The 12,233-nt window shown below is 56.4% G+C and carries 20 protein-coding genes and 1 pseudogene; 9 read left to right on the top strand and 12 right to left on the bottom strand.

Annotated elements, in window-relative coordinates:
- Positions 1-234: 234 nt before the first annotated feature.
- The 9 genes from V5E99_RS23480 to V5E99_RS23440 all read right to left on the bottom strand — a co-directional run bounded on the left by V5E99_RS23480 (position 235) and on the right by V5E99_RS23440 (position 6,113).
- Complete coding sequence (locus V5E99_RS23480; protein WP_499804622.1) at positions 235-3,201, bottom strand: Tn3 family transposase; 2,967 nt, start codon at positions 3,199-3,201, stop codon at positions 235-237.
- Positions 3,202-3,204: 3 nt separating this feature from the next.
- Positions 3,205-3,765, bottom strand: coding sequence for a recombinase family protein (locus tag V5E99_RS23475; RefSeq protein WP_421526860.1), 561 nt, complete (start codon positions 3,763-3,765; stop codon positions 3,205-3,207).
- A gap of 26 nt (positions 3,766-3,791) precedes the next feature.
- Entirely contained in the window at positions 3,792-4,028 is a 237-nt protein-coding gene (locus V5E99_RS23470; protein ID WP_499804621.1) for a hypothetical protein, read from the bottom strand.
- A gap of 9 nt (positions 4,029-4,037) precedes the next feature.
- Positions 4,038-4,382 (bottom strand): helix-turn-helix domain-containing protein, encoded by a 345-nt coding sequence (locus tag V5E99_RS23465; protein WP_499804620.1) that lies wholly within the window; start codon positions 4,380-4,382, stop codon positions 4,038-4,040.
- A 19-nt stretch (positions 4,383-4,401) separates the two neighbouring features.
- Positions 4,402-4,692 carry a helix-turn-helix domain-containing protein gene (locus V5E99_RS23460; protein ID WP_499804619.1) on the bottom strand — a complete coding sequence of 97 codons (291 nt, stop codon included), beginning with the start codon at positions 4,690-4,692 and terminating at the stop codon, positions 4,402-4,404.
- Positions 4,693-4,819: 127 nt separating this feature from the next.
- On the bottom strand, positions 4,820-5,077 hold the full coding sequence (locus tag V5E99_RS23455) for an Arc family DNA-binding protein (protein WP_499804618.1): 258 nt from the start codon (positions 5,075-5,077) through the stop codon (positions 4,820-4,822).
- A 9-nt stretch (positions 5,078-5,086) separates the two neighbouring features.
- The gene (locus V5E99_RS23450; protein WP_499804617.1) at positions 5,087-5,647 is read right to left on the bottom strand and encodes a hypothetical protein; all 561 of its coding nucleotides are present in this window, start codon (positions 5,645-5,647) and stop codon (positions 5,087-5,089) included.
- An 18-nt stretch (positions 5,648-5,665) separates the two neighbouring features.
- Positions 5,666-5,920, bottom strand: a complete 255-nt coding sequence (locus V5E99_RS23445) for a hypothetical protein (RefSeq protein ID WP_499804616.1) — start codon at positions 5,918-5,920, stop codon at positions 5,666-5,668.
- A complete protein-coding gene (locus tag V5E99_RS23440) occupies positions 5,889-6,113 on the bottom strand; it encodes a hypothetical protein (protein WP_499804615.1) in 225 nt (74 codons plus the stop codon). The genes V5E99_RS23445 and V5E99_RS23440 overlap by 32 nt, the downstream gene beginning before the upstream one ends.
- Before the next feature lie 266 nt (positions 6,114-6,379).
- Here V5E99_RS23440 and V5E99_RS23435 point away from each other — a divergent pair, with 266 nt between their 5' ends.
- The 6 genes from V5E99_RS23435 (at position 6,380) to V5E99_RS23410 (ending at position 9,662) form a co-directional block, all read left to right on the top strand.
- Entirely contained in the window at positions 6,380-7,120 is a 741-nt protein-coding gene (locus V5E99_RS23435) for a GIN domain-containing protein (protein WP_499804614.1), read from the top strand.
- Positions 7,121-7,126: 6 nt separating this feature from the next.
- Positions 7,127-7,546 (top strand): hypothetical protein, encoded by a 420-nt coding sequence (locus V5E99_RS23430; RefSeq protein ID WP_499804613.1) that lies wholly within the window; start codon positions 7,127-7,129, stop codon positions 7,544-7,546.
- A gap of 7 nt (positions 7,547-7,553) precedes the next feature.
- Positions 7,554-7,826 carry a CopG family ribbon-helix-helix protein gene (locus V5E99_RS23425; RefSeq protein WP_015060662.1) on the top strand — a complete coding sequence of 91 codons (273 nt, stop codon included), beginning with the start codon at positions 7,554-7,556 and terminating at the stop codon, positions 7,824-7,826.
- Positions 7,826-8,101: a type II toxin-antitoxin system RelE/ParE family toxin gene (locus V5E99_RS23420; RefSeq protein ID WP_499804612.1), complete on the top strand. Its 276-nt coding sequence runs from the start codon at positions 7,826-7,828 to the stop codon at positions 8,099-8,101. The genes V5E99_RS23425 and V5E99_RS23420 overlap by 1 nt, the downstream gene beginning before the upstream one ends.
- On the top strand, positions 8,101-8,934 hold the full coding sequence (locus tag V5E99_RS23415; RefSeq protein ID WP_499804611.1) for a hypothetical protein: 834 nt from the start codon (positions 8,101-8,103) through the stop codon (positions 8,932-8,934). Before V5E99_RS23420 ends, V5E99_RS23415 begins: the two co-directional genes overlap by 1 nt.
- Positions 8,935-9,251: 317 nt before the next feature.
- Positions 9,252-9,662 (top strand): hypothetical protein, encoded by a 411-nt coding sequence (locus tag V5E99_RS23410; protein ID WP_499804610.1) that lies wholly within the window; start codon positions 9,252-9,254, stop codon positions 9,660-9,662.
- Positions 9,663-9,942: 280 nt separating this feature from the next.
- Here V5E99_RS23410 and V5E99_RS23405 read toward each other — a convergent pair whose 3' ends face one another.
- Positions 9,943-10,239, bottom strand: a complete 297-nt coding sequence (locus V5E99_RS23405; RefSeq protein WP_402812312.1) for an addiction module antidote protein — start codon at positions 10,237-10,239, stop codon at positions 9,943-9,945.
- Complete coding sequence (locus tag V5E99_RS23400) at positions 10,236-10,535, bottom strand: type II toxin-antitoxin system RelE/ParE family toxin (protein ID WP_499804609.1); 300 nt, start codon at positions 10,533-10,535, stop codon at positions 10,236-10,238. The genes V5E99_RS23405 and V5E99_RS23400 overlap by 4 nt, the downstream gene beginning before the upstream one ends.
- Positions 10,536-10,717: 182 nt before the next feature.
- Here V5E99_RS23400 and V5E99_RS23395 point away from each other — a divergent pair, with 182 nt between their 5' ends.
- From V5E99_RS23395 to V5E99_RS23385, 3 genes are all read left to right on the top strand, one after another.
- Positions 10,718-11,005 (top strand): hypothetical protein, encoded by a 288-nt coding sequence (locus V5E99_RS23395; protein ID WP_499804608.1) that lies wholly within the window; start codon positions 10,718-10,720, stop codon positions 11,003-11,005.
- A 50-nt stretch (positions 11,006-11,055) separates the two neighbouring features.
- Positions 11,056-11,466: a hypothetical protein gene (locus V5E99_RS23390; protein WP_499804607.1), complete on the top strand. Its 411-nt coding sequence runs from the start codon at positions 11,056-11,058 to the stop codon at positions 11,464-11,466.
- A 91-nt stretch (positions 11,467-11,557) separates the two neighbouring features.
- Positions 11,558-11,863, top strand: coding sequence for a hypothetical protein (locus V5E99_RS23385; RefSeq protein WP_499804606.1), 306 nt, complete (start codon positions 11,558-11,560; stop codon positions 11,861-11,863).
- An 82-nt stretch (positions 11,864-11,945) separates the two neighbouring features.
- Here the strand turns inward: V5E99_RS23385 and V5E99_RS23380 are convergent.
- Positions 11,946-12,203, bottom strand: a pseudogene (locus V5E99_RS23380) (aspartate/glutamate racemase family protein); the annotation flags it as partial.
- Between the last annotated feature and the right edge of the window lie 30 nt (positions 12,204-12,233).

The following is a 12,233-nucleotide window of genomic DNA, read 5'->3' as shown; positions in this document are numbered from 1 at the left end:
CTGGGGTGTTATCGATGGATATAATTGCCGAAATTCGGCGCCGGCATTTGGTTAGCGGTGAGAGCATTAGTGCGATTGCTCGCAGCCTTAAACTCTCCCGGCCAACGGTGCGCAAGCATCTGCACACGACGGCTGAGCCGGTGTACGCACGCCAGCAACAGCCCTCGCCAAAGCTCGGTGAGTTCCAGGTCATGCTGCAAAGGGGTGCCTACAGAATTCGGAAAAAATCGTACGCTAAGGTTTTCCGACTTGCCGTAGCGGCCTGAATTTCCCGTCTTCCAGCTTGCGGCTCTGCCGCCAGACGTAATCGCCGGTCAGATTGACGTGCTCCCAGCCCAATGGCGACAGATACTGATACAGGTCGGTATTCACCGGCTTTCCGGCGTCAGCCAACCCTTGGGTAGCGCGCTCCAGGTAGACCGTGTTCCACAGCACAATGGCGGCGGTCACTAGGTTGAGGCCGCTGGCCCGGTAGCGTTGCTGCTCGAAGCTCCGATCCCTGATTTCACCGAGACGGTTGAAAAACACCGCCCTGGCCAAGGCATTGCGAGCCTCGCCCTTGTTCAATCCTGCATGCACACGACGGCGCAGTTCGACACTTTGCAGCCAGTCCAGGATAAAAAGCGTGCGCTCGATCCGGCCCAACTCCCGTAGAGCCACGGCCAAGCCGTTCTGGCGTGGATAGCTGCCCAGCTTGCGCAACATCAGCGAGGCAGTGACAGTGCCCTGCTTGATCGATGCCGCCAGACGCAGAATCTCGTCCCAGTGAGCGCGAACGTGCTTAATATTTAGCGTGCCGCCGATCATTGGCCGCAGTGTCGGGTAGTCTTGGACGCTCTGTGGCACATACAGCTTGGTTTCGCCCAGGTCGCGGATGCGCGGCGCAAAGCGAAAGCCCAGCAGGTGCATCAGGGCGAAGACGTGATCGGTGAAGCCAGCCGTGTCGGTGTAGTGCTCCTCGATCCGCAGATCTGACTCGTGATACAGCAGCCCATCGAGCACATAGGTCGAATCCCGCACACCGACATTCACCACACGGGTGCTGAACGGCGCGTACTGGTCGGAGATATGGGTATAGAACAGCCGCCCCGGCTCGTTGCCGTATTTCGGGTTCACGTGCCCGGTGCTTTCACCTCGACCGCCTGCGCGGAAGCGCTGGCCATCGGAGGACGAGGTGGTGCCGTCTCCCCAGTTGGCAGCAAAGGAATGGTTGAACTGACTGTTGACCAGTTCGGCCAATGCCGCCGAGTAGGTTTCGTCGCGGATGTGCCAGGCTTGCAGCCAAGACAGCTTGGCGTAGGTCATGCCCGGACTCGACTCGGCCATTTTGGTCAACCCAATGTTGATGGCATCGCCGAGAATCGCGGACAGCAGCAGCGTTCTATCCTTGGCCTGGGCGCCATCCTTCAGGTGGGTGAAGTGGCGGGTGAAGCCCGTCCACTCGTCCACGTCCATCAGCAGCTCAGTGATTTTGATGCGCGGCAGTAGCTGACTGGTTTTGTCGATCAGCGCCTGGGCCGTGTCCGGTACCGCCGCATCCAGCGGCGTGATCTTTAGTCCGGACTCGGTGAGGATGGCGTCGGGGAGTTCATTGTCCTTGGCCAGTTTGGCGACGGTCGCCAGTTGCTCATCCAGCAGCTGTAAACGTTCCTCCAGGTACTCGTCGCTGTTGGGGTTGATCGCCAATGGCAGCGCCTGTTCCTGCTTGAGCGCGGCAAACTTGGCGGGTGGTAGCAGGTAATCTTCAAAGTCACGGAACTGCCGAGAGCCCTTGACCCAGATGTCGCCGGAGCGCAGCGCGTTTTTCAGCTCGGACAAGGCGCAGATCTCGTAAAAGCGCCGGTCAATACCTTCCGAGGTGATCACCAGCGGCTTCCAGCGCGGCTTGACGAAAGCGGTCGGTGCGTCCGATGGCACCTTGCGCAGGTTGTCTGCGTTCATCTCGCGAAGCTGCTGGATGGCATCCAGCACTCGTTGCGCTGCCGGTGCGGCCCGCAGCTGAAGCACCTCTAGAAAGGCCGGGGTGTAACGGCGCAGCGTGTTGAAGTTCTCGCTGACCAGGTGCAAATGGTCGAAGGTTTCAGGGCGGGCCAGCAGCTCGGCATCGGTCACACTCTGGGCGAACTCGTCCCAAGGAATGACCGCCTCGATGGCGGCAAATGGATCGTCACCCGATGCTTTGGCATCCAGCAAGGCCTGACCTATCTTTGAGTACAGGCGCACCTTGTCGTTAATTGCCTTGCCCTGTTTCTGGAACTGCTGCTGATGCTTGTTCTTGGCGCTGCTGAACAGCTTGATCAGAATGCGGTCGTGCAGATCCACCAGTTCATCGGTCACCGTCGCGGTGCTTTCCAGCACCACGGCCACCAGGGTGGCGTAGCGCCGTTCGTTCTCGAACTTCCCCAGATCCTGAGGCGTCATCTGCCCACCTTCTCGGGCCAGCTTCAGCAGCCGGTTCTGGTGGATGTGCCGGTCGAGCCCTTCGGGCAAGGCCACCAGCTGGAATATCTTCAGCCGTTCAATGTGCTCCATCATGTGCCGAGAGTTCGGTTTCAGCGGTGACTGCCGTAGCCAGGTCAACCAGGTGCTATTGCTGCCTGCTTTGAGGGTCAGCAGTTCGTCGAGCTTGTTCCGATGCTGCTGGCTCAGTGGCTCGATCAAGGCACGGTAGACCCTCCGGTTGGCTCGTGCCACGGCTTCGGAGCAGGCCCGATCGATCACCGTCAGTGTCGGCAAGATTCGTTTTTGCTGACGCAGGCTCTCCAGAGCCTGCCCGGCCAGTAAAAGGCCTTTGTCGGTTTGCTGGGCCAGGTCGGTCAGTTCGCGTACCAGGGCGCGAAAGTCCGACAGCCCGAACGGCAGCAAGCCAAGGTAGGTACGCAGCTCCTGGGCATGTTCACGGCGGGTGACATCGCGCTCACCGTACTTCGCCCAACTTTCGGGCGCCGCCTGAACCTGTCGGGCCACCCACTCAATGACCGGATCGGGCAGCACACTGTCGCTGGCCAGCGCGTAACCGGGATAACGCAGCAGACAGAGTTGTACGGCAAAGCCGAGGCGATTGGCATCACCCCGCCGCTGACGGATCAGCGACAGATCGGACTCGTTGAAGGTGTAATAGCGGATCAGGTCGTCTTGGCTGTCCGGCAGTGCAAGCAGGGTGTCGCGTTCACTGGCCGAAAGGATCGAGCGACGGGGCATATGTCAGTCATCCGTGCGAAGGTACTGGTAGAGGGTTTCCCTACTTATACCGAACTCACGGGCTAACTGGGCTTTCGGTTCGCCGGCAGCGGCGCGTTGCCGGACTGCGACGGTCTGTTCGTCGGACAGGGCTTTCTTGCGGCCCCGGTAAGCGCCGCGCTGCTTGGCCAGGGCGATGCCCTCGCGCTGTCGCTCACGAATGAGCGCTCGCTCGAACTCGGCGAAGGCCCCCATCACCGACAACATCAGGTTGGCCATCGGCGAATCGTCACCGGTGAACACCAAGCCTTCCTTTATGAACTCAATGCGCACGCCGCGCTTGGTCAGCTTTTGTACCAGGCGCCGCAGGTCATCCAGGTTGCGTGCCAAGCGATCCATGCTGTGTACCACAACGGTGTCACCCTCGCGGACGAAGCCGAGCATGGCCTCCAGTTGCGGACGCTGGGTATCCTTGCCAGAGGCCTTGTCGGTGAACAGCTTGTTCACCTCGGTTTGTTCCAGTTGGCGTTCCGGGTTCTGGTCGTAGCTGCTGACCCGGACATAACCGATACGTTGTCCCTGCAAGGTGCCTCCCTAGGCTGGGTAGATAGTTATTGACCGGACGCGGTATTCGCCGCTTCCCGGCCAGCCAACTGGATTGCTTCGGACAATTCACGAAACCCTTCACTCGTCACTACACCGGCTGCCAGCAAGCCCGTCAGCAGGCCTGTCGTATACATGCGCTGACCATGGATTTCGACCGAGCCATTCTGTGTGCGCAGGTCTTCAATTTCCCGGTGCATGAGTTCGATACACTTACACTTTTCATCTTCAGTGAAGGTCGGCATGACCGTCTCCTAGCGGCTTTCAATGGTCAGCAGGGCTTCCTGCTCATACCCATACAACACTCCTTTTAAAGCAATTCGAGCCTGTCTTCTCAACTCGGGCGGGAGGGAATCAAAGCGTTTCAAAATGGGCACCAGATCCTGAGACAAATCCGTTGTTGCAGGATCGAGCAGCAATTCGTCGGTGGTCACCCCAAGCACTTGCGCCAGACTCACAACTTTTTCAGCCGATGGGATACCGCGACCCGCCTCGTAGGATGTGTAGCTCGACTTACTGATACCCGCAGCCTCCCACACATGCTGCTGTGTGAGTCCTTTGAATTCGCGGAAGCGCTTCAGGTTTTTACCAATACTCATGGGATACGGTGCCTTAGGTTCAATGTTCTGTTTTCAGTGCTCGAAGGATGGCGTCTTGAAGTACCTTCGGACAGGCCCGGTACCGCTCAAGTAGCAAGGTTTCCTCTACAGGGAAATCACCCGAGAGGACAAAGTGGACGTCTCCACCAGCCTTCAAGAAGGCTTGCAATACCTCGGCACCAGGTAAACCGCTTCCCTGCTCATAGCGACACCAAACTTCACGAGATACACCGCAAAGGCTGGCCATAGCCGCCTGCGTTAGATTCAGGCGTTTGCGCTCCGTTTTCAGCCGCGCAGCAATCGTTGGCATCGCACTAACTCCTAGACCTTGGGAGTGTTGAGAGACGTGGCTGATGACACGAAAACCGCGCCTCTCCTACTGATCCAAACGCGCGTTTGACGGCGAGGTTTGGTGTGTACCTAGGCGGGAATTTCCCTTAGGGCTGTGCTGCCGCCTCAAGAATTGCAATCTTTTGATTCAGAAAGTTGTTTAGTTGCCGCATCTCCTCGTATTTCCGCTCAAGGTCCAGCGAGCCATCAATTCGCGCGACAATTTCACCATTCATGCTTCGGTGATTGTTTTCTGCCGCCTCGCTGATACGTCCACGCAACCCATCTGGCAGGCGCACTACGAACTTATCTGCCGTCCTAGAGTTGTACGACGCCATCAGGATCGATTCAGATTTGCTTGGCATGTTGTTTTCCTATCGTGCTGCGTCTGGTCGCCAAACAGGCGCCGCGTTTGCCAGGGTCATGGAGGACTGTTTGGTAAACCATGCATGCCTATCAATTTGCGCGGCATGCCCTGCTATTACCCGATGAACAAGCTCTTTAGGCCAATGCGGTGCCCTGGCCTGCACATGAACTGTATGCTTGATCAAAGCCTTAATCAGCTGATCTTCAAACCGAATTGATGAAAAGCCCTCCAGCCAATGGGCTAGATCCTCCTCACGGTACAATTCAGGTACGGCTTCGGTGAGATTGCGCGGATCAAAAAAATAGACAACATCCTTCGCAGGCATCCGCACGATGTTTTTAACTGGTGAAGCCCAAAACCGTGGCGACGGTACGCCATGAAGCAAACGGGCACAGCGCGAGCCTAAGAATGGCTTGTTCATCCAAACGTCCAGTCGGACTTCATCTTTCCAGCTGCCAGCAGTGCGAAGCTCACGCTTGGCCGCTGACACCAAGCTGCCTGGGCTACCAGAAAATTTAGAGGCTGCGCGTTCGATCAACATTGTTTCGGTCTGACCGCTGATAATCATTGGCGAGTTCCCGTGGATTCAGTTGTGTTTGCCAAGGCCGGTCAGTTTCATGCCCGGTTGCTGGTTCACCAGCTGGAGCTGCTGCTTGTCGACCGCATTCAGTTCTGAGTAGTCCAGTGCCTGGAAGCCAGCGTGCCCGAGCATCTTCGCGGCCAGATTTGGATCGCCCAACCGAGTGGCCAGCGCTGCGGCAGTGACAAACCCGTGTTCAAAAGTTGGTGATCGACGATCATGACAACTGTCAAATATGAGGGTGTTCACGACCGCAGGCATCAATCAGCTGCTGCTTAAAATCCCTGTACTCTTCAAGGCTGATAATTTCCGCATCGGCCAATGTGGAGATGATCCCGAAGGCCACACCGTAGTAATAGCCATCGTAAGACACACCGTCTAACTGGCGCTCAAAACACCCATTTATCAGGCTGTTGATACGTGGTAGCTGCATATTGCGAATTGCATTTTTCATCTCTATTCCTTTTTCTCGGGTTTTTCAGGCGCGAAAACCGCGCCCTGGCAAATTGTGTAAGGCTGAAATCTATGACCTTTGATAGTACGTGTCAATAAAATCAATATCAGGCTCTAACCTGACGGATTATTCTATAGCGTCCTGACATCCGGTTAGGGTATAGCCCAACCTGACAGCGCGCTTGACGTCGCATAATTATTCATTATGATTAACTATAAATCGTATTGCCGCATATCTGCGCAGAATAAATCACCAAGGATAGACCGATGAACCATTCCAGCCCTTTGACGCTCCAGGATGCCAACCATCGCGATTCCGCGTGGGAGCGCGCAGCCAATTATAAGAAGGAAGAGCGACCCATCCGCCTAGTGCGCAAAATTGTGGTCAAGGGCGCAGTGGATGTTGTGTTCTTCCGCTCACCTTCAGCGCACCTGGTTGTGGCCGGGGAAAACCAGGAGGCCATTGGTAGCATCAAGACCAGATTGGATGGTGACAAACTGGTCATCGAGCAGGAAGGCATTTCCATCAGCGGGGGTGGTGCCAATATTCATGTATCTGGCACCGGCAACATTTTTGTTGGTGGAACAATCAATGTCGGTGGACGCCAGGGCGGTATCACGATGCAGTTCAAAGGGCGTTGTATTGTCGGAGTCGCACTGCCTGAAGCGCCAAGTATCCGCATCAAGGGCAGTGGTGACGTGACCCTGTACGACCTTCAACAGGCCATCCTCGATCTTGGCGTCCAGGGCTCGGGGGACATAACGGCCTTTGGCCGCGTGGATCTTCTTGACGCCGAGGTGGCCGGTTCGGGCGACGTGGATGCCAGCGAGCTGGTCGCTACGTCCGCCAAACTGTCGGTGGCAGGCTCCGGCGACATCGACGTTTATGTCAGCGACTCCGTGAAGGCCCGCGTGGCGGGTTCTGGCGACATCGTGATCCGTGGTAACCCACCGATTCGCGATCATTCCGTTGCCGGCTCAGGCGACATAAAGTTCAAGAAGAAGTAACGCTCCATGAAGAATGACCAAGAACGAACCGAGCTGTTGCAGCAGATCAACAAGCTGCTGATGGCAGTAGATTCGATGCAAACCTGCCTCGAAGCGCCCGAGGCCACGAACGCCGATGGCAGCTTCGACATTGCCCGCACCAACTTGCGTATCACGGCCAACGAGGCCGCGCAGGTTGTTGAACGTCAGCGAGGCGCGCAGGAGCAGCGTCAAAAGTCTCGCCAAAAGGTGACGCTGGCCACGTCGTTGCTTGCCGGAGCTGAAGCGTCGGAATGGCAGGCCAACAAGCTCAAAACTAATGGTGATGAGGCCGGTGAACGCCAGGCCAGCGAACATGCCGTTACTCTGCGCCGGATGGCATCGGAAGCGGCTGTTGCTGAACGCCGGCAGAGCATCCACCTTGTACCGACCATTGACCAGGAGTAACCCCATCATGGCAACTACCGCGAAAACCCGATCCGTCACGGCTCATGTCCCTGTGCAACTGGCCGAAAAGGTCGATTTGATGGCTGAGCGCCTGGAGCGCTCCAAGAACTGGATCGTCAAGCAGGCTCTGTCCGCCTGGATAGACCAGGAAGAAGAACGTAGTCGTCTGACCCGTGAGGCCTTGGCCGATGTGGATGCTGGTCGCGTGATTGATCACCAAGCTGTCCAGGCTTGGGCTGATAGCCTCAGCACCGACACTCCGTTGCCGGTACCGCGCTGATGGAGTTGAAGTGGACGAGCAAGGCACTTTCCGACATTGCCCGGTTGTATGAGTTTCTGGCGGCGGTGAACCAACCCGCTGCCGCGCATACGGTTCAACAGCTCACGGCTGCTCCAACCACGTTGCTGACCAATCCACGCATTGGCGAACGGCTTGAAGAGTTTGAGCCACGGGATGTGCGCCGAATTTTGATCGGCCACTACGAGATGCGTTACGAGATACAGGGCTCCACCATCTATCTGCTGCGCCTGTGGCACACCCGCGAGGATCGATAATGCGTGGATGGGACATAGAAAAACTCAACGCCGCAGTGAGCGGCATCCTGAGTAAGCACAAGGCCAAGATCGAGTCCAGGTGGACTCGTCCAACCCTTAACCAGATCCTTCACCAGGGGATGATTGGAGGGTTCAGGCTCGCGCCCTGGACGCCGTTTGGCTTATTGCTGGTTGGTGCTCTTGGTGACTACGAAAGCATGCGGCAATTTCTGCTGACAGCCACCACCGCAGAAATGAGTCGCACGGTCATGATCAGCATCGCGAGTGGCTTCTTTTTCGGGGCGGTGGTGCAAGTGCTGGTCGATATCACCACACCTAAGTTGCCTGGCTACAGAGACGGCATACTTCAAAGTGATCGACTACCAACTGCCGCCTGGTACTGGGATTTGCCGCCCGATGGTCACGACTTGGCAGTCCGGGAGGTGACGACTGCTCGTTGTACACCAAACGCTGAAACACGCTGGGCACTGGACGATCTAATCAAGGAGCTGGCCCGTGGAGAGAACAAGGGTGGTTCCGACCTGTTAGACCGCAAGATCGCGCAATTGCTGGGGATTCAGTCTCAGCAGCTCAAGCCCACGCAAAAGCTGGACGATGCGATCCGGCTGCTGTCGCTACGCTATCGTGGTTTGCCGTCCAGTTATGAGTGGGATGTAAAGATCGAAGAATCCCCACCTGATTTCAAAGCCTTCGTGGCCGTGCGACCGACAGCTAAAAACGCCGCTGTTGAGGCAGAGCCATGGCAACGTTGCCTGGTCGCTGGAGGCCCGTCCGAGGCCTTGGCTGTCACCATCGCGGCCATCACCCGTGAGACCTGGGCATTCACAACCTAATAGCTATAAAACAATGGCCTACAGTGCCAATGTCCTAAATTTCCTTCATCTCGGCATACCGCAGAGCCGCAGGATCAGGCCCTACGGCTGATCGGAAAACCTTAGCGTACGATTTTTTCCGAATTCTGTAGGCTCCCCTTGCTGGCGTGCGTACACCGGCTCAGCCGTCGTGTGCAGATGCTTGCGCACCGTTGGCCGGGAGAGTTTAAGGCTGCGAGCAATCGCACTAATGCTCTCACCGCTAACCAAATGCCGGCGCCGAATTTCGGCAATTATATCCATCGATAACACCCCAGATTCTCCGGCAGAAAGACCGGATGGTTGCACACCCCGGGGTGGAAACTTTTGGACGCTGTTTACCCCGGAAATCTGGAAAGTTTTGCACGCTGATTAACATTTGGGATGTCCTGAGTAACGCTAGGGTTCTTTTGCTGGGGCCTGTAGTTCTCGTTTTTGTCATCGCACTCGAGCGCTTTGATGTACAGCTGCCGCTCCGCGTAGAAAATACCTGGCCAGTCATTGCCGGGTTGTTCTGGATTGGCATTCACCGGCTGTTAGTCCTGAAGGCTGAAGCAGGCACACCTGCGCACCTTTTCCCCGATAATTTTGATTATCCAGACTCGATGGTCAATCTACCGTGGTACGCAGAAACCTGGTTCCTATGGGTAATCCTCCTGGTGATCGTTATCGGCGGTTACATGATCCGCAAGAGCCGCAATAGCTACTGAAGAAAACCTGGTCACAGAGAAAACCGCCATTTCGGCGGTTTTTTTCTACCAGGAGAATCAAAGTCGTAGGGCCCTGCCCTACCACCCGCAACGGCCGCGTTGACCTCAGGAGCGTGGGGGTGAAGCAACCCCACACTCCCGAGGCAAGGCTTGATCGGATCGGGGCTGTTCAAGGGTGCGCTCCGCACGGGACTCCGTTCGCCGCGACGGTGAAGCTGTCACGACGAGCCGGGGTCGCGTCCCTTGACCTGAGGGAGATCGGCGGTGTGGTCGGAAGGGGTTACAGCGGGGTTACATGCTGTCGAGCGGTCATGTCGATGCCCAGGGCACGCATAACGGCCAACATGGTTTTGAGCGTTGGGTTCCCTTTGTCACTAAATGAGCGGTAAAGCTGCTCACGGGAAAGGCCTGTTTCACGGGCCAGCTCGGTCATACCTTTGGCACGGGCAACGACGCCCATTGCCTTGGCGATGTATTCAGCGTCACCCGTCTCAAACGCATCAGCCATGAAAATTGCCATGGCTTCAGGGCCGTCTAGGGCTGCTGCTGGGTCGTAGTCGTAAATTGCTTCTTTCATTCTGGCCTCCACTCATTGGCGAGTTTTTTAGCCGCCTCGATGTCACGGCTTTGGCTGCTTTTGTCGCCGCCGCACAACAGCAAAACGAATTCTTCTCCGCGCTGCTGAAAATATACGCGGTAGCCGGGTCCGTAGTGAATCCGTAACTCGCTGACGCCCTGCCCTACCGGCGACACGTCGCCCAACAAACCGTTTGCTAACCGAAAGATCCGCGCGGCGATTGCGGCTTTGGCTCGCTGGTCTTTGAGTTTGCGTTCCCACGTCATGTAGGTCGCTGTTTGTTTGATTGTCTTCATAGGAGTCATTGTAGTTTAAAAACTACACAAGGTCTAGCAGTTTCAGCAAAAAAATAGGCTCAATGATCCTAAAATAGTTCTTTCATATTAGGCTCAAAGAGCCTAATATTGCTCTTGTTGGTGGCATGCAGAGAGCCACTCGACTTCTGAGGGGGCTAGTCATGCCGCCGGCGGAGAGCGAGATGAGACTTTCAGATGTGGCGACCATCCAGGTTAACTTTCCAGAGGCGCATTTTTGGATCGTTCGCCGGGGCTCAGTGGAGCGATGCGGTGAACCAGGACGTGTGTTCAACCCTGAACATATCGGCATCCGGGTAGACCGAACAGACATCCTCCTGCCGGACTTCCTTTACTACGCGCTGAAGCATTTGCATCAGCAAGGCCACTGGCAAGGGTTGGCAACCGGAACTCTGAGTTTGGTCAACATCCGTGTTTCAGACGTTCGACGTATCGAGCTGTCACCACGGTGAGAGGGGGGCCGCAAGGCCCCCAGCTCTTAAACTTCACCAGGACTGCGAACATGATTATTGGACTACCCGATATAGCAGCACAGCAGGCAATGGTCTTTGAAGAAGCCACCAAAGAAGCTATTGAGCAGCTAAGGAAAAACCTGAAGGCACCACATTTGCCGCCGCAGGTTGATGTTGATGAAAGCCTCTACCCTCGCACACATCTGTTGCGTGAGCGTGAAGGCTGGGAGCCGCCGCATCCGGACTTGATAAGAGCTTATTTCAAGCACTTTCAAGCCAATTTCAAGGAGTACAACACCGACGAGAAATTAGCGGACCTACTGGGGCTTTCAACCAATCGCCGCGTTCGAGCGTTCAAAGATGGGAGCAAGAAAGTGCCTTATGGCGTGTGGCGTCACTTCTTGGTGATGACTGGCCGTGTACCGCAGGACGTGGTGCCTGTGCTGGCTTTTATGGCGTGAACCTGATGCTTGATTAGGTCAGAAGATGGATGCCAAAGGGTGGCTGTAACCACCCCCGGCGTTGAACACAATCCACCGGAAAGGGAAAATCATGTCCAGAATTGATTGTAACATGGTGCGCAACGTGCCTATCCGCGAGTTGGCAAATCCTCGCCATTTGCCGTCGCTACTTGAGTTTGCCGGGGAGATAGCCCCGCCTTGCGTGGCTGATGCTCTGATGCGGCGTTTCAGCCGTGAAAATCTGTCCCGTCGTCAGCTTTTTGAGCAGGATCAAATTGATAACGTGATGCGGCGTACCAGGTGCGACTATCAAACCGCCGTTGAGTACCTGGAGGCGGAAGAGTGGCAAGCGGATGAGGCTTCTATTTCGCTCTTGCGTAGTCGGAAGCTTGGTTAACTGCTACTCAGCCGCTGCATGAACTACCGCTAGATAGTCGGAGGTATCCGTAGGGCGCTTTATCGGCGAACGGCGGGCGACAGATCTTAACGAGCTGGTGAAGCGCTCTACGGATGCTGGCCTGGATCACTGCATCGAAGGGCTGGTCGTAGGACATGACGCGGTCCATCACCGCGATGGCTGCCAGATAGCTTTCGAAATTGCCTTCGATGGAATCGGCACCGAAATGTGGCGTCAGGCCGATGATTTCGGTGCCCGGTGCCGCCACGGACTGGGCCTGGCGGGCGATGGCCTGGGTGATGGATTCGGTGGTGTTGACGTTGACCACGAGAATTCGCATGGGAAGTCCTTATAACGGTGGTTCTGCGGC

The organism is Janthinobacterium sp. LPB2021202312-11-4, from assembly GCF_037049705.1.
In the GTDB taxonomy this organism is placed as follows: Bacteria; Pseudomonadota; Gammaproteobacteria; order Pseudomonadales; family Pseudomonadaceae; genus Aquipseudomonas.
The sequence above is the reverse complement of the archived record's forward strand: the minus strand, read 5'-3'. Positions and strand labels throughout refer to the sequence as shown.